The sequence below is a fragment of the Heyndrickxia sp. FW510-T9 genome (assembly GCF_058781025.1).
The window spans coordinates 70,372-87,156 of sequence record NZ_JBYSWK010000003.1; the positions used below are offsets into that span (position 1 = coordinate 70,372).

Annotated in this window: 11 protein-coding genes and 1 pseudogene; 10 read left to right on the plus strand and 2 right to left on the minus strand. The window is 33.8% G+C overall.

What is annotated here, in order from left to right:
- Positions 1 to 34 precede the first annotated feature (34 nt).
- Genes AC3WJF_RS02665 through AC3WJF_RS02680 form a run of 4 tightly spaced genes read left to right on the plus strand, consistent with a single transcriptional unit; the run spans position 35 to position 9,854 of the window.
- Entirely contained in the window at positions 35 to 2,074 is a 2,040-nt protein-coding gene (locus AC3WJF_RS02665; protein ID WP_492449559.1) for a hypothetical protein, read from the plus strand.
- Positions 2,064 to 3,047: a hypothetical protein gene (locus AC3WJF_RS02670; RefSeq protein WP_492449560.1), complete on the plus strand. Its 984-nt coding sequence runs from the start codon at positions 2,064 to 2,066 to the stop codon at positions 3,045 to 3,047. The genes AC3WJF_RS02665 and AC3WJF_RS02670 overlap by 11 nt, the downstream gene beginning before the upstream one ends.
- An 11-nt stretch (positions 3,048 to 3,058) precedes the next feature.
- Positions 3,059 to 8,776 (plus strand): DEAD/DEAH box helicase, encoded by a 5,718-nt coding sequence (locus AC3WJF_RS02675; RefSeq protein ID WP_492449561.1) that lies wholly within the window; start codon positions 3,059 to 3,061, stop codon positions 8,774 to 8,776.
- The gene (locus tag AC3WJF_RS02680; protein ID WP_492449562.1) at positions 8,751 to 9,854 is read left to right on the plus strand and encodes a PD-(D/E)XK nuclease family protein; all 1,104 of its coding nucleotides are present in this window, start codon (positions 8,751 to 8,753) and stop codon (positions 9,852 to 9,854) included. Before AC3WJF_RS02675 ends, AC3WJF_RS02680 begins: the two co-directional genes overlap by 26 nt.
- Positions 9,855 to 10,331: 477 nt before the next feature.
- Here AC3WJF_RS02680 and AC3WJF_RS02685 read toward each other — a convergent pair whose 3' ends face one another.
- Positions 10,332 to 11,579, minus strand: a complete 1,248-nt coding sequence (locus AC3WJF_RS02685) for a DNA cytosine methyltransferase (protein WP_492449563.1) — start codon at positions 11,577 to 11,579, stop codon at positions 10,332 to 10,334.
- A gap of 139 nt (positions 11,580 to 11,718) precedes the next feature.
- Here AC3WJF_RS02685 and AC3WJF_RS02690 point away from each other — a divergent pair, with 139 nt between their 5' ends.
- From AC3WJF_RS02690 to AC3WJF_RS02700, 3 genes are all read left to right on the plus strand, one after another.
- Positions 11,719 to 13,440, plus strand: a complete 1,722-nt coding sequence (locus AC3WJF_RS02690; protein ID WP_492449564.1) for a hypothetical protein — start codon at positions 11,719 to 11,721, stop codon at positions 13,438 to 13,440.
- Between the two features lie 96 nt (positions 13,441 to 13,536).
- Positions 13,537 to 13,821 (plus strand): hypothetical protein, encoded by a 285-nt coding sequence (locus AC3WJF_RS02695; protein ID WP_492449565.1) that lies wholly within the window; start codon positions 13,537 to 13,539, stop codon positions 13,819 to 13,821.
- 191 nt (positions 13,822 to 14,012) lie between these two features.
- Positions 14,013 to 14,216, plus strand: a complete 204-nt coding sequence (locus tag AC3WJF_RS02700; RefSeq protein WP_492449566.1) for an HIT family protein — start codon at positions 14,013 to 14,015, stop codon at positions 14,214 to 14,216.
- Positions 14,217 to 14,232: 16 nt separating this feature from the next.
- Here AC3WJF_RS02700 and AC3WJF_RS02705 read toward each other — a convergent pair whose 3' ends face one another.
- On the minus strand, positions 14,233 to 14,439 hold the full coding sequence (locus AC3WJF_RS02705; protein ID WP_492449567.1) for a hypothetical protein: 207 nt from the start codon (positions 14,437 to 14,439) through the stop codon (positions 14,233 to 14,235).
- Between the two features lie 322 nt (positions 14,440 to 14,761).
- Between AC3WJF_RS02705 and AC3WJF_RS02710 the strand changes: the two are divergent.
- The 3 genes and pseudogenes from AC3WJF_RS02710 to AC3WJF_RS02720 all read left to right on the plus strand — a co-directional run.
- Positions 14,762 to 14,986 (plus strand): annotated as a pseudogene (locus AC3WJF_RS02710) (hypothetical protein); the annotation flags it as partial.
- A 109-nt stretch (positions 14,987 to 15,095) separates the two neighbouring features.
- Complete coding sequence (locus AC3WJF_RS02715; RefSeq protein WP_492449568.1) at positions 15,096 to 15,200, plus strand: hypothetical protein; 105 nt, start codon at positions 15,096 to 15,098, stop codon at positions 15,198 to 15,200.
- 449 nt (positions 15,201 to 15,649) lie between these two features.
- The gene (locus AC3WJF_RS02720; protein ID WP_492449569.1) at positions 15,650 to 16,774 is read left to right on the plus strand and encodes a GTPase; all 1,125 of its coding nucleotides are present in this window, start codon (positions 15,650 to 15,652) and stop codon (positions 16,772 to 16,774) included.
- Positions 16,775 to 16,785: the final 11 nt, after the last annotated feature.

Genomic DNA, 16,785 nt, shown 5'->3' on the forward strand with positions numbered 1-16,785 from the left:
AGAATTAAAAGCACTAGTAGAGAGGAGGTAGAAATTGTCATATATAAAATGGAACGATTTGATTGCAGAAAATTTTTTTAATGAAGATATGGATGGAAAGGAAGTTCTACTATTTGTAGATGAGACTTTAATAAATGAAATTGGAAGTAAAATCGGTAAGAACATGAATGATTTTATTTCATCTGTTATCGAAGGGCTTCCATGGGTTAATGTCAGGAGTAATTCAGGGATTTGTAGAAAGGCATTTAAAACATATGAAAATTGGAGATCTAAGAAGAAGTTAAAATACCCTCCTTATATAGGTTACCTAGCTTTATTTGTATTAGCTGGCTATGTAGAAGATGAGAACTACTCCCCAAATGCATATTACCCAAAGCTTCGATCTTTATTAGGAGAAGAAGAAGGGGGAGGGCAATATCCATCCTTTCATCAAATGATTAATTTGTGGATGGATTTGGAAAAATGGAGTAAAGAAGATAAGTTTGAAGAATTGGGTCGTTTTAATGTTAGAGTTCGTGGGAATTTAAGGCATGTTGGCTTACCTCAGTCTCAAACTATTATTTCAAGTAAGGAAAGGAAAAACCTTCCTTTAATATTTAATAGAGCAGGTATTATTTCTTCTGACTTCCCCGATAACGAAACAATTCGAAATATTTTGCTAGATCATGGTCAGGACATCTTAGCAAAGAAAACAAAAAGGCTGCTAAATTTGCAGGAAAAAGATAAACATTTATTGCAAGCGTTGCAAGATTTGGTTATCGATGAATTAAACCAATGGGATGGTTCTTTACCGGAAGAGTTCTTAGATACTAATACTTTTGCTAGGGCTCGATTAAAAATTTGCTTAAACTTAAATAAGGTCACAAAAAAGTCTACGTTTAGTTTAAGGATAAATGCCCAAAATGAATTTCCTGATGAATTCTTATTTTTCCAGAGAAAGGGAAGTTTAGGATTATTTCATTGTACACGAAGTATTGAAAATTGGTCTTCTGAGCTTAGAAGTGAAGAAGGTCCGATATTAAATGGAACTTCCTTAGATTGGTTAAATGGAGAGCATTTTGAAGATCGAAATAATAGATGGAAATGCACTTTAAAAGGAACTAGCGTGCGTGTTTTTGCAGAAGGAAAGAAATTTGGCTTGCCTAATAATTTAGTTGAAATTGCTCGATTGGAACGAGGCTCTCGGTTTATTTTACTTTGTAATAAAACTCATGTTTATAACATTATGGAGTGGGGGGAAAAATCTTGTGAATCATTCCGTGAAATTAATTACCAGGGTTTGCCCTCTGGTTGGAGTTTATTTTCAGGCATTAATCCAAGTAAATCATGTATAGGCATACCTGAACTGACTATTGGTAGCGAAATTAATATTCGTCTTGTGGATGGGATTCGTTTAGGAAAAGGAAATACTTACTTAAAAGCAGCTCCACCCAAACTGTTAATAGAAAATAATATTGGGACGGAAATTCCCTTTTTGAATGATAAACCCCTTAAATTTAATACTGAGAATGAATATTGGGAACTTCCAGAAGATTTGCCAATAGATCAAACGCTAACTATAAATATATTAAATGAAGGCATTGAAATTAGACGAACAAATTTTATAGTTACTAACTCCAGAATATTTAATGGTAACAAGAAAAGGTACCTTGATACTGCGGGATTGCAAGAAAATGGGGATAATCCAGTAGTGATAGGAGTAAATGTATATAATAAAGATTTTATTCCATTTGAAAAGGAATACACCTTACCAACGTTTTCATATAACGAAATTATATTTATAGGGCAACAACCAGGGGAAATTTACCACTGGCAAGGCAAAACTGAAATAAAATTAGAGTGGGAACCTGTATGGGCTATATGTAGGATAAAAAGAAGAAAGTGGCAGGCTAATTTTTGTTCTATGAAAAAAATAGAGGAATGCCAAATCAATAACCAAATATATTATAAAAAAGATTTAAGACAATGGAAAACAGTGATGTGTAAAATGAAAAAGTCAATAAAAAATCCTGAATTTCCTCCCTTAAAGGACTTATGGGTAAGCTATCTTGAGGTGGCAAAAAATGTCCGATGATATTCTTACTGTTTTGAGTGTAATGGGTAAAGTTACTATTGAAAAATTTAAAGAGGTTTATGATATTCTTCTTAAGCAAATGTTTAATGGAGATGAACAACAACGACTTGAATATTCCCACTATAATATTTTAAGAGAATTAGAGGCAATGGGGCATTGTGAAGTAGATTATACTAAAAGACAAGTTTTAATTTGCCCACCTTCATTTGCATTATTACCTATCAGGGGATTACCACGGATAGTTTTAGCTGGAGGAAGGTCTATAGAGATGATAAACCGCCTTGCCAGACTAGAAAAGAAAAATTCTGACAAAATTAACGTTTCATTCATAGATTTACCTACAGCAAAGAACGCTCTTTTTCCAAAGTCTATATTTGTAGAGGCTAAAAACATAGGAATTCTTAAACAGGTTGTTAAAAAAATGAAACTTGAGGGGAATATAGAAATTCCAGCTTCATACTGTTTATTAGGCTGCTCACCGAGCGTAAGCGAAGTTAAAAACTCTCTTACATATAATTATGTCTATGAACCAAATTGGAAAAAAACTGTTTTCTGCCGAAAAAACTTATATTTTCGGCAATTTGAATGTTCTGATGAAATAAGGTTAGTTAAATACACGAATCCTATGTCACAACAAAATTACACATGGATTTGGTTGAAAAAAAATGCAGCGGCTGTTGATATTTCATGGGGGAGATATGTAATTCTAAACCATTATAATTCAAAGGTGCTTTTATTTGATTCAGTTAAGAAGCGTTTTGCAGTCCCATCTATTTTACCGCTGCCAAATCAACTTTCTAATGCTGCGATTTTTTCAACAGGATTTCTGCCCAGAAATAAAATATTGCGAAAGCAGGTAGGAGATTTAAATGAAAATATGAATATCACTGTTTACGATGGTGTTTCGGATACTCTAGCGTTAGAGATATCAAAGAAATTAGGGCTTGATTTATTGGAAGCTAACCTTAGTTAGGAGGAATAGAAATGAGTAGTCCAATAGAAGCTTTTGAGGAGATTAAGCAGAATTTTACTAGATATATTAAGACGGCATTTGGCACAAGTTTCCCTTCACTAGAAAAAGAGAGAGAGGAATTGTTTTTAAACCCAGGTGTTCTAGCACAAGATCCATGGATTGAACCCTTGCCAAGGTATAAAAGTTCTAACAAGAGAGTAAAGGATCTAACCAACAAAGATCTTCCTAACTTCACTCCGGAAGACATTAATAAATTTAAAAATTTGGTACAATGTGGTCTTTTTAATCCTGAAATTCCCTTATATACCCACCAAGCGCGGATGCTAACGGAAGCGTTATCTTCAAAGCATTGTGTTATAACTTCAGGGACAGGATCAGGTAAAACTGAATCATTTTTATTGCCTCTTTTTGCATATTTGTCTAAAGAAGCAAGTAAGTGGAGACCTATTAGCAAAAAAGAAATCCATGCCGACGATTGGTGGAAAAGCTCAAAGTGGCAAAATCAGTGCAATCCTCAAGTTGGAAAAACCCATAGAATTAATAGGTCTTATCGGGTTCCTCAAAGGAAGCATGAGACAAGGCAATCTGGTGTTCGTGCTTTGATATTATACCCAATGAATGCATTAGTTGAGGATCAATTAACCCGCTTAAGAAAGGCATTAGACTCTGAAAATGCCAGAAAATACTATGATCAGTACCTTGGGGGAAATAAAATTTATTTTGGCAGATATAACGGAATGACTCCTGTCGCAGGTCATGAATATAAAAAAACAGGAAATCCGAATAAGGATAAAATAGAAGAACTGGCAAATAAACTGAAAGAAATAGAGAATACAAGCATTTCTGCTCTTCAATATTCTAAAGTGACAGGCGATCGTGAAATCCCGTTTTTTTTCCCGAGACTAGATGGTTCAGAAATGAGATCCCGATGGGACATGCAAGATTCCCCACCGGATATATTAATTACTAACTATTCAATGCTAAGCATAATGATGATGCGTGAAGTGGATGATGGAATATTTGAAGAGACAAAGAGATGGCTAAAAGAAAGCAAAGATAATACTTTTCATTTAATAATCGATGAATTGCATATGTATCGCGGTACATCAGGTGCAGAAGTTTCTTACCTATTAAAACTATTGCTAAAGCGTTTAGATTTAAAACCTGACCACCCGCAGTTGCGTATTTTAGCATCAAGTGCATCTCTTGAACCAGATGATGTTGATAGTAGGAAGTTTTTAAAGGACTTTTTTGGAATAGATGGGGAAAAATTTGAAATTATTTCAGGTACACCAGAAAGTATACCGTCTTCCAATAATGGCCTTTTCCTGCCATCGAAACCGTTTATTCAATTTAATGAAGAGATTGAACAAAATACTGACCTAGCAATTAACAACCTATTAACTAGTTTGGGTTTTAAAGGTCAAAGTGCTGCAACACTAAAAGAATTTTTGGAATCTGAGGAATTGAATTTAACTAATGTACTTCTAAATGCGTGTAAGAGCGGCGATAAAATACGGGCTGTATCAATAAGTGATTACACAAAAAAAATATTTGGACCAAATGTAAGTAATAATGAAAGAAAAAATGCAGTTAGTGGATTATTTAAGGCCAGGGCTCTTTGTGATACGCGTGATAAGAGCAGCAGTTTACCATCCTTTCGTTTCCATTGGTTTTTTAGGAATATAGAAGGGCTATGGGCTTCCACATCAAGAGAAGGCATCGATATTAAAACGAGATCAGTAGGGAAATTGTTTTCAAGACCAAGCATCATTGATGATAAGGGAAGACGGATACTAGATCTCTTATATTGTGAACAATGTGGAACGGTTTTTTACGGTGGTAATCGATTGGTATTGCAAAATGGTGAATTTGAGATGCTTATAACATCCCCTGATATAGAAGGAATACCTGACCGTAATAAAAAGAATATGGTTGAACATAAAAAATACGATGAGTATACAATTTTTTGGCCCGTGACAGAAGCTGAAGAAATACATAAAGAATCTTACTCATGGAATCAACCAAAAAGAAAAAAGGAATGGGGTAAGGAAAAGGGTGAATGGAAGCCGGCTAGCCTTAGTTCATTAACTGGCAGAGTTAAGATGACTCATGAAGATGCGATTGAGAATCCATCTATTAATATTAAAGGTTATAATTTTATTATTAATAATGATGAGACAGAGGACTTTAAGGCCTTGCCATCTATCTGCCCTTGTTGTTGTGCTGATTACTCAAAAAGAAAATATTTAACTAGCCCAATTCGGGGTTTCCGTACGGGTTTTTCAAAAGTTAGCCAAATTCTATCTAAAGAATTGTTCCACCAACTATCTGAAACGACTGAAAAAAAGTTAGTAGTTTTTTCGGATAGCAGGGAAGATGCAGCTCAAATATCAAATGGAGTTGAACGTAATCACTACAAAGATTTATTCAGAGAAGTGGTGGTAGATGAACTTCGTTTAGCTACAATTGGAGAAACGCAACTTTTAGCAGATTTAGAACTGGGGAATCCACTCTCATCTGTTTCTATGCAATATATCAGTGCTTATCCTATGGCGAAACAAAGAATTACTGAATTATTGGAACAAACAAAAGAAGTGCCGCCTCCGGCATTCAGGAGATTTTATGAAGCAGCTTTAGCTGAGTTAGAACAAATTCGTATTAAGAGGAAAACATTAATCGTACCCTGCAATGAGTTAATCAATACAACGTCTACAGATGATTGTGGAAGAATAATATTTAGGCTTCTAGGTTTAGGGGTAAACCCAGCTGGGAACGATATTAAACATCAATCTTATTGGTGGGGAAATCATGATCACCGCTGGACGGAACTTTTTGATTTTGAACATAAAAAGTGGCGGAGCAATTTACCGCCTGAGGCGGATTCTTATAAGAACCAAATATATACTAAGATCCGAAAAGAATTATCTGAGTTGTTATTCAGCAGATTGTATTTCGGATTTGAATCTTCTGGGCTTGGATACCCCATTATCAACATTGAAGATGCTTTATTGGAGGCTACCTCAAGTTCACTAAGAATTGAGTCCAGTAAATTGAAAGAAATTTGTAATTCAGTTCTGAGAATACTTGGTGATCTTTATCGACATGAGGGGTCCGATTATCGCCTAGATGACTGGGTTGAATACAAAAATGCGAAAAGTTCAGTAAAGCAATATATAAGCAGCGTTTGCGCGAAATTAGACCTCCCTTCGAGCGCCCACTCGGCTGTTGGAGAAAAAGTCCTTGAGCTATTAATAAAATCAGGACATTTTGGAGCTATTATTTCTACGGATAAACTGCTAATAAAAGTTGCAGAGGAAAATGACACTTATTGGGAATGCCCTAATTGTAAAAGACCACATCTACATTTATCAGCAAATATTTGCACTAATTGTAATACAGAAATCCCAAATGAAATTAAGGGCACATGCCGGGATTTAATGCTGCAAAATTATTTGGCGCACATGGCAACAGATGACAGAGCGCCTATCAGATTACATGCGGAAGAATTAACCGCCCAAACAGATGACCAGGCGGCACGGCAACGGTTATTTAGAGGCATTTTAATGAATACCGAGGGAAGCAACAATGTTAAAGAAGTAGACGAGATTGATATTCTAAGTGTTACCACAACTATGGAGGTAGGCGTTGATATTGGTAGTCTCCAAGCAGTGATGCTTGGAAATATGCCGCCAATGCGGTTCAATTACCAACAGCGTGTAGGTCGTGCTGGGCGAAGAGGTCAAGCTTTCTCATATGTATTAACACTATGTCGGGGAGGCAGAAGCCATGATGACCATTATTTTGAGAATCCGTCTGCTATAACAGGTGACCCACCTCCAGTCCCGTTTGTTACGATTGAGCAACCCCCTATAATTAAGAGGCTCTTAGTAAAAGAAAGTTTAAGGAAAGCTTTTAAAGCTATTGGTCTCCGATGGTGGGATGGACCGGAAAACCCTCCAGATTCACACGGAGAATTTGGTTGTAAAACTAAATGGGAGGATTATAGGGATAACATTGATAACTGGCTAAAGTTTAATAAAAAAGAGATTAAAGACATTATTGGTTGCTTAATTCCAAGTTGGCAAGCAGATAACATAACAGTAGAAAAGTTTTTAAAATATGTTCAAAACGACTTAATAAAGGAAATTGATGAATGTGCAAGTAATCCCGAATTAGTTGGGGAAGGGCTTGCAGAGTGCCTTTCGGAAGGGGCAAAACTGCCGATGTTTGGTATGCCTACTCGTACAAGGCTTTTGTATCATGGATTTGATAGCAAAACAAATGAACCTTTTACCATTGATAGAGATATAGAATTGGCTATAAGTGAATTTGCTCCTGGAGCTCAGAAAACAAAAGATAAGGCAATTCACACATCAGTAGGATTCACTGCTCCCCTTCTAAAAATAAAAGGAAAATGGCAATCATCTGTTGAAGATCCATTACCACAGAAAAATAGGTATCAAATTGCGCACTGTGCAAATTGTGGTTATATGAAGGTAGAAGAAAACTTGGAAGAATGCTTTAACTGTGGTGAAAGTATAGGAGAAAAATTTAAAATATATAATGTTGCAATACCCCTAGCATTTAGAACCGATTATTCAAAGGGAAAAGATGCTAGAGAAGAAGAAGGGGCTGTTTCAGGAGCTCCCTCGAGTATTGCTGAAGGAAAACAGGTTGTATTTAATAATGTAATAGGCACCAATTCTCAGGTTAGTTTAAACAATGATGGTCGTGTTTGGAGAATTAATGACAACAACGGGAACTTATTTAAAGGCGGTCAAATAACTACTAATTATACAAGAAATACTAGTGACAGAATTTTAAAACATTTTACCTTTAAAGGTCAATGGATACTTGAAGATTATAGGTATACAAGTGATCAGGATTTCATTACAAGTGAAGAATTAGGCATTGCTAGTGCTAAAACAACTGATTTATTAAGAATAAAGCCAATTTCAAATAATAAAGGTTTAAATCTTGACCCTATCAATATAACGACCAAAGCGTCCCTATATTCAGCAGGATTTTTGCTCCGCTCTGTGGTTTCAGAAGAATTAGATATAGATGCCGATGAAATAGAAATATCCCAGTGTTTAAGGTCTGAAGTTGGTAATGGCAGTTTTGTTGGAGAAATAATCTTTAGTGATAGGTTGCCAAATGGTGCAGGTTTTGTACGTTGGTTAGAAAATAATTGGATAACCGTGTTAAAAAATATTGTGGAACCAAATGGAAAGCACTCATTTATGGACTATTTAATAAGTGAAAGGCATCAATGCGTTACCGCATGTTATAGTTGTTTAATGAATTATAGAAATATGCAGTACCATGGATTATTGGATTGGCGTTTGGGGCTTGCTTTTTTAAGGAGTATCTATGAAAAAAAATACCAGTGTGGGCTAAATGGAGATTTTTCAACTCCAGAATTAAAAGGGTGGATTGGCTTTGCAAAGATGCTGGCTAAACAATTTGCTGATTATTTCCATTATGAATTAACCGAATGGGCAGGAATACCAGGAATAAAAGCAGGAAATAGAAATATTATTATCGTTCATCCTCTATGGGACTTAAAAAACCCTGTTGGAATGTTAGCAGATGCTGTAGTGGCTGTAGGTGCTAATATGGACACCATCGATTTTATTGATACTTTTAATCTTGCAAGGCGCCCTGGGTGGTGCCATGAAGCATTAGGAGGAAATTTGGATGATGATAATGATGCCTGGTGGTAATATCCCATCATCCATAACCCTAAGTCCAATAAAAAGGATATCAGCAAGTAGATTTTTTGATATGCAATTATGCAGCTATCGAGAAGTATTAGTATCTAATGGGTTGGAAAAACTACTTCCTTCATTGCCGAATAAGTATTTTGGCCTTGCTGCACATTCGTTTTTACAAAAAGTTGGATCAGGATTAATCAATGGGTCAGATGATTTTGAAAATGGATGGTTAACAACAGTATCAGAGGTAGAACAGTACATGTTAATGTCTGAAAGAGAAAAGCATTTGATTCCTTTGAGCAAAACAGTTAAGCAATTTGAGGTTAGAAAAAGGGTACTGTTTAATAAAGCATCAAGTTTAATAATTAATAGAAGAACAGAATGTAAATCCACTTCTAATTTATTTCAAGGAATTGAAAGCTGGTTTCAGACTACAGATGGTGTAGTAGGCGGCTATTTAGATAGGGTCTTATTAACAGAATCAGGTTATGAAATAATTGATTATAAGACAGGGGCAATTATTGATAAGGACACAATGGAAGTTAAAGACGCTTATAAATATCAGATCTTCATATATGCAGCTATATTTTATGAAAATTTAAATGAATGGCCTAGTACGTTAAAAATTCAGGGTCTTAATGGGGAAGAGTTTTCAATTAATTACAACAAAGATGAATGTATTACGTTACTAAACCAAGCAAAAGAATTGTTTCATCGTGTTAATAATTTGATAATAAGATTTAACGATCAAACGGAATTGCAAAAACATTTAGCCAAACCAGTTCCTGAAAATTGCCGATATTGCAGTGTCCGACCACTATGTAATACTTATTGGAAAGAAAGAGAGAAATATCCCCAATTAAAATGGAACAACGATATTAGAGGGCAATTTGAAAGCCTGTCTACATTAGGCAACGGCACCTATTTGCTTAAAATTAAGTCAGGTCTTTACACATATAAAATCAGGGGACTAAAACCTGATAGGCATCGAATCATAGAAGGTAGTTTTCTTAGCATCTACAATTTAACCAGCGATAAAAATGAGAATTGTTTTAGTGGAAATATATTAACCACAATATATGGTTAACCAAAATTCTGATGCCCTGCACAAATAAATTAATTTAACACTGGAACCAGCTTTTGAAAAAGCTGGTTTCTTTACTTGAAGTTTTATTATAGTGGTTGTGGTTTTTAAACAATTGAAAAAAAACAGTACTACATTCATTCTTAAATACTTTAGTTGTCTAAAAAACAAGTATAGCGAGGAGATGCGTTCAGTTTAATTCTCAACATATTTTTTCTCGATTTGAAAAATAATTGTGTATAGCAATTGCAAGTAATAGAGGATAAGACCGTCTCTTGTACTTCCTGTAAAAGAACATAAATGTACAAATGGTAAAATATGGAATATTATGGCCGTAACTATAGAATTCCAAAGTGGGTGATCATAATGCATAAAGATAAAGTAAATTTGCTTCCGGCTTATCCAACGTTTGAAGTTGAAACTTTTAAAAAAAAAATGAAAAAAACCTTACAAACTAAGTAAGGCTTAGTATATTCAATTCTATTTTAAAATTAAAGAATCTTGTCTAATTAAATGCTTGTTATCTTTTGCCCATTTAGCTAATGGTATAGCCATTGCATTAGCTAACATAACAGGGACGGCATTACCAATTTGTTTATACTGTTTGTCCAATCTATTATTTTTCTGGACATTCATATTTTTTCCATCCGAAAATATAAACCAATCTGGAAAAGTTTGAATTCGAGCAATTTCTTTAACAGATAAACGTCGATGAAGAGACTCTTCACCAGGAAGTTCCCATTTATCTGGTCCTATTTTTCGCATTTCAGGTCCGCTTGGATGAAGTGGCGCTTGCCTACCGGATGCTTGAATAGTAAAACTTTGATCACTCCATTTTTTCTTCCTATTACGAGATAAATAAATAGGTGAGAATCCACCTTCAAACCATTCACCAGGATTTGATTCTAGATCTCCAATAGCATCCTTTAAAGTAACATAAGTCAGTTTTCCATTACCATGAGTAGGTTCTGGGTGAACAAATTCAAAATCCAAATCATCACGAATTCCAACTATAAAAACTCTTTCCCTCGATTGAGGTACTCCGTAGTCACGTGCATTTACTAATTTGAATTTTACGTTATAACCTGCTGAAGCAAAATCTTGCATAATTTGCTTTATAACTTCGCCTTTACCCAAAGTCATCATACCTTTTACGTTTTCCGCAATAAATGCAAAAGGTTTAGCCTGTAAAAGGCATCGAATAAAATGAATATATAAGAAATTTCTTTCATCATCAATTAACCTTGGACCAGCTTCACTAAAGCCAGGGCAAGGGAACCCTCCTAGGACTAGATCAGCTTTTGGAAATTCCTTTACCTGCCGTATATCAATTTGTTGTTGAAAAACAGGTGGAAAATTTATTTTGTAGGATTCATTTGCTTCTTTAAATAGGTCGTTTGTATAAATGGTATGAAAGATACTGTCTTTTCTTAAGGAATTAAACCATTCTTTATCTTTAAAAGCATCACGTGCTTTTTCTTCTCCAATAACGGCAATTAAACCTGCTAATTCAACCCCTAAGTCTAATCCTCCACATCCGGAAAACAAGCTTATGACATTTATTTTATCTTCACGATAATCAAGTTCGGGGAGCTGATTATATGTTTTTATACTTTGGATTCTTTCCTGTTCCTCTTTTATTTTATCAAGTAGAAGCTGTTTTACCTGTTTTGGATCGAAATCTTTTATAGGGCGGTATTTAGCTCGTCCTCTTTCTTCAACTTTCACTTTTGTTCATACCTCCCAATAAATAATAATCTAATATTATTCTATCATCTCTATCTGGGCAAGGCCAGTTTTTTCTACTATATTATAATTGATTAACAGTAATTGTTATTTAAGTTATAATTAAGCAGAGGTGAAATTTGTGAAAAGGAATCCTAGGTTAATTGGAGATAACCATGTCAAATCGGTTTATAAAGCCTTACAACAATACATAAAAAATGAACCAATTGATTATTTTCCATTGACGGTTAGTAAAACAGTAAATTTTATTAGAAATATGTTTCCAAATATTGAGTCAGTAAATTATAAATTCGATTCAGATAACCCTGATCGGTCTAAAGACATAGAATTGTATATTGGTAAAAATAAAAAAATATCAGTTAATCTTTTTTTGATTAAAAAAGGAGGAAGAATCCAGCCGAAAAATCCCGGAGCAAAAAGTTTTTTTTCTAAATATTTTTTATCTAATACTTTACAGGAAATGTTTAATCGAATGTTTGATAAAGAGTATCAAGACTACCTATCTAGCCTTGTAAAATTAAAAATAGGGGAACATTATTTAAAAGATAAAAAGGAGTTAAAAAAACTAGTATCAGGGTACTTTCCAAAATTTACAGATGAAATTAATCCATATAGGGAAACATTTTTATATAGTCTAAGAGAATCTTGTTTTCTCTTACTAACAGATTTTTACAACAAAAAAAGTGAAGGTTTTTTTCACGCATATAATGCATTTTTTATGACGGAGGATGTTAATATTGTAACAAGTTATGGAAAGAAAGAGAATGACGTTTATGTTGAGCAATTTAACCCGGGAACTCCTCAATTTAAAGATATTCAAATATATAAGTCTGGAAAAAATACGGTTGGAATTAAATTCGGAGAAATAGCTTTAACACTAAGATTTAAATTCGAGAGTAGTCCTATTTCTTCGATAAAACTGGCTGCAAGTTATGATAAATTTCCAAATGAGTCCGAAAAAGTATCAATAAATTATTTTACATTAGAAAAAATGTTAGATTTAATTAATTCTCATCAATATTTACAGACCCCTAATAGTAGTAATGCAATTGGGAAGTGTCACGAAGCTTTAACATATTACTATTTTCTAAAAGAATTTCCTAGTGTAACTCAAGTTGAAACCGATGAATGTGTAGAGCTATTGAGTAAGTATTATTCACTCGTAAAGCCAGATGTATTAAAAAAACTTTATCGTTCTACATCAACTATAATTTCCGTTGTAAGGGAAAAGCTTCATCAAAAATATGACACTTTTAAAATCGAAAGTATTGAGTTAGTTCCAGAAAACTATATTTACGATCGACTGGATACTGGTGATCTACAATTAATTTTATTAGTTGATAAAGAATATGTTGTTGAAAAAATATCTTTAAAAGCTCTTGCTAAAAAGAATAATAAAATTACCACTAAGAATCCAGGAATAGGAACAATCCTTGGTCCAACCTACTTCAATGTTGGATCCATGGAAACTGTTGTCAATGAAGTAAAAACGAAGTTTTTAATTGGTGAACTTAGCCATAAGGAAAGTTTAGAAATACTTGCCACAGAACTAGGTGAAAATTTAAAAATTGCAACACAGGAGCAATTAAAAAGGGGGATTGAAAACCTCCTAGGTAAAGCCATAATGGCAGTTACATTCTACGATGAGAATGTAAGTTATTGCAAAGAGCATTCAAGAATTGAAGATGAGGTATCAGTATACATTAAATCCCCTACTGCAATTCAAAATACTCTTGCCTGGCATAAAGATTTTGAATCAATTAACCTTCGCGTCAAGTTTAGCAAAGGACAAAAACATGGATGGTCATCAGTTAAATTAACTTCCGAATATCAACTTAAATAATATTAGTATAAAAAATTGAATTATCAATATACGAACTTTAAAATAAAAATTATAAATGGGTGAAATTACAAATGACTCGAAAGAGAGAGATGACGATTGTATAGAAAAGAACTATTTATTAAGTGGTTAACTGAAAATGCGGGTTTAGCAGAATCAACAGTTTCAAAGTATGCTAATGCAATTGAAACTATTTCTGGAGAATTAGTTGAATATAATGTTATACAAGGAAGTTTGTATAACATTAGTGACCCTATAGTTCTTGAGACATTAAAACTAAAATATCTTTCTATACCAGAATTTAAAGATAAAGATACCCGTGGAAATAGAATGTATAGTAATGCATTAAAACATTATAAAAACTATCTTAGTTCACTATATTAAAATCTACTATTTAAACATTTATCAATGAGTTTTTATCCATTTTGTGACCTTTTTACACTAAATATTATAAAAGAAAATGATTATGCATTAGCTATTTTCGATCGTTATCCGGTAAACAATGGCCACATATTGATCATTCCGAAAAGAACGTAGCGAACTTTTTCGATACAACAAACAATGAGAGAAAAAGAATGAATGATCTTTTAAAAGAGTGTAACTTGCAATTGGATGAAAAATATCAACCGGATGGTTATAATATCGGGATCAATTGTAACGAAGCTGCAGGTCAGACAGTATTCTATGTTCATATGCATTTGATTCCAAGATATAAAGGAGATATGGAAAATCCTCGCGGTGGTGTGAGAGGGGTAATTCCTGAGAAAAGAATTTACTAAGATTATTTAATTATATTTAATTCAAAAACAAGAACATACGTTTTTGTAATATTAATTTTGATATTATTATAGTATCTACATAAGCAGGGAGGGCGGTGGCACCTGTTTCCCGTTTCTTGTCCGTGGCCATGTCACAGCAAGGAAAGGTGGTGTTGCCGATGACAATCTTTGAGGTACTGGTTTTAGTGATCAGTTTTGCAACTTTGATTGTCTTGATAATCAAAGAAAAGTAACCCTCCCTGTTCGGCTATAGGCAAAGGGTTACTCTTGACTTATAAGCCACCGCTCTTCTGCGGAGTAGCTATTGGAACGCTGATGCTAGAACATCGGCGTTCTTTTTTATTGTATTCTTATATTTATTATAATATGCGTAATATTATAATGAAAGGAAACTACTCTTTTATATCTCAAATTTTAATGGGCTATTTCGAAATTTATTTTGTGAAGTAAAGCAACTTGGTAATACTTCTTCTATTTATTCTTTAAACAACCGAAAGTTTTCCTACGTCTTTTAAAGTATTAGTATCTTCATCTTTCTACATTTTGAAACTAGTGAAAGGGCCATAAGATATATCTTGCATCGCAAAAGAAATCATCAAATCGCGTTATTTGTAAGAGAGTATATGAGGGAATATATCTATACCTCGCCTTATGTGTTTCTTGCTGATTTACTAAAACATTCAGGAAATAAGCCGATGAGTTTTATACGGAAGATAAGAGGGGAAATGCCTTCTTATTTAGTACCGATGGCAAATAAAAATATACCATAATCCCCATCTAAAACGAACGTACGTTTCAGTTGGGGATTATGGAATGAAAAGTTTAGCTACATAGCAGGGAGGGCGGTGGCACCTGTTTCCCGTTTCTTGTCATGTGACCATGTCACAGCAAGGAAAGGAGGTGCTGCTGACGACAATCTTTGAGGCACTGGTACTAATGATCAGTTTTGCAACTTTGATTGTTATGATTATCAAAAAAAAGTAATCCTCCCTGTCGGTTAATGGTGAAGGTTACTTTTGTCCATAGCCGCCGCTCTTCTTGCGGAGTAGCTACTGGAACGCTGATGCTCGAACATCGACGTTTTTTTTTATTGTATTCTAATAATTATTATAATATACCCAATATTAAAATGAAAGGAAACTACTATTTTAGTAGCTATCTTATACGTCTCATTTGAGAAGAATGTATACTTTAAGCTATAAGATAACATTTTTAATATTCGTATTTACGGAAGCAAATAAGTTTCGCAAGATTACTTAAATGGAAAGCTTCCATTTTGGTTATATCATGATTTTAAAATATTTTGTGATAATAGATATTTTTAACCAAGGGCTATTAATTTACTATTGAAAACAATGAAAGTTGGGTATCTTAATTTATAGATAATTGTATGTGAAATTATAATAAATAACTAGTTCAGAGGAGTGAAATATATGAGTGAAAAAGATACTACTTCACTTCAATGGGACAAGAATTTGGATGGTTTATTAAAGAAAATGGGTTTAGCAGGTAGTCCAATTGATGTTATACATTCAAAATTAAAGGCAGAATTTCATGAAAAGCTGTACATTGGTTTTTTCGGTTCTCCTGGAGCGGGTAAATCTACATTGATGAACAAGATAGCAGGTGAAAAACTTGCTGATGCTGGAGTGAAGCCTGGTGTAAAGTTAACGGAGTTTGCCTGGGGGGAAAATGATTCTATCATTTTTACGGATCTTCCAGGATTCGGTGGGATTCCTGAAGAACACGCTTATGAAAACTATTGGGATGAGTATGAAATAGATAAATTTGATGTGTTGATTTGTATATTTGAATCAAAATTAAATGAAATGGATGTAAAGTTCTTCAAAAGAGCCATTGATGTAGGTAAAAAAGTTATTTTTGTTAGAAGCAAATCAGATGCCATCTATGATGAAGAAATTCCAATTTCTGAACTGAAAAAGCAAATTGAAAATGAATTTATAAAAAAAGTGTTTGGAGAAGAGTTTTCTTTATTATTTGTTAGTTCCAAGACTGGGGAAGGGATTGATGAGTTGTTATTTAATATCTCCAATCAGCTGGATGAGCAAATGAAAGAAAAATTTTTTCGTAATGCTAAAAGCTACTCAGAGTCCTTTCTTAGATATAAAGAAAAAGCTTCGTTAAAGACTGCTTTACTTTACTCAACTCTTTCGGCAGGAGCGGGTGCTATAATGATACCCGGATTAGGAGCAGCAATCGATATTCCTTCAACGATAAAAATGGTGAAAGAAATTGGTAGAAACTTTGGATTATCAAATAAAAGAATTAACCTACTGGAAAGTAAAGCCTCCAGTGAATTGAAAAAATACCATTTAATCATTCAAACGTTACGCAATGTTGGAAAAGAAATAGTGATAAAATACGTTTTAGAAAATGCCGGTAAAGTAGCATTGAAGACTGTTGTTAAAATAATTCCAATTGTAGGCGCAGGTGCAGGGTTTGCACTTACTTATAATGTTGGTAAAAACACCATAAAATCTTGTAGTGAATTAGCACAAAAGATAATGAGAATTGAGCTTGATGAGCAATACAGGTAAATAATAATCAA

Bases quoted from the DNA above. Each gene is read 5' to 3' on its own strand.
- AC3WJF_RS02670 (WP_492449560.1), top strand. From the start codon at position 2,064: ATGTCCGATGATATTCTTACTGTTTTGAGTGTAATGGGTAAAGTTACT.
- AC3WJF_RS02675 (WP_492449561.1), top strand. From the start codon at position 3,059: ATGAGTAGTCCAATAGAAGCTTTTGAGGAGATTAAGCAGAATTTTACT.
- AC3WJF_RS02680 (WP_492449562.1), top strand. From the start codon at position 8,751: ATGATGATAATGATGCCTGGTGGTAATATCCCATCATCCATAACCCTA.
- AC3WJF_RS02700 (WP_492449566.1), top strand. From the start codon at position 14,013: ATGAATGATCTTTTAAAAGAGTGTAACTTGCAATTGGATGAAAAATAT.
- AC3WJF_RS02715 (WP_492449568.1), top strand. From the start codon at position 15,096: ATGTCACAGCAAGGAAAGGAGGTGCTGCTGACGACAATCTTTGAGGCA.
- AC3WJF_RS02720 (WP_492449569.1), top strand. From the start codon at position 15,650: ATGAGTGAAAAAGATACTACTTCACTTCAATGGGACAAGAATTTGGAT.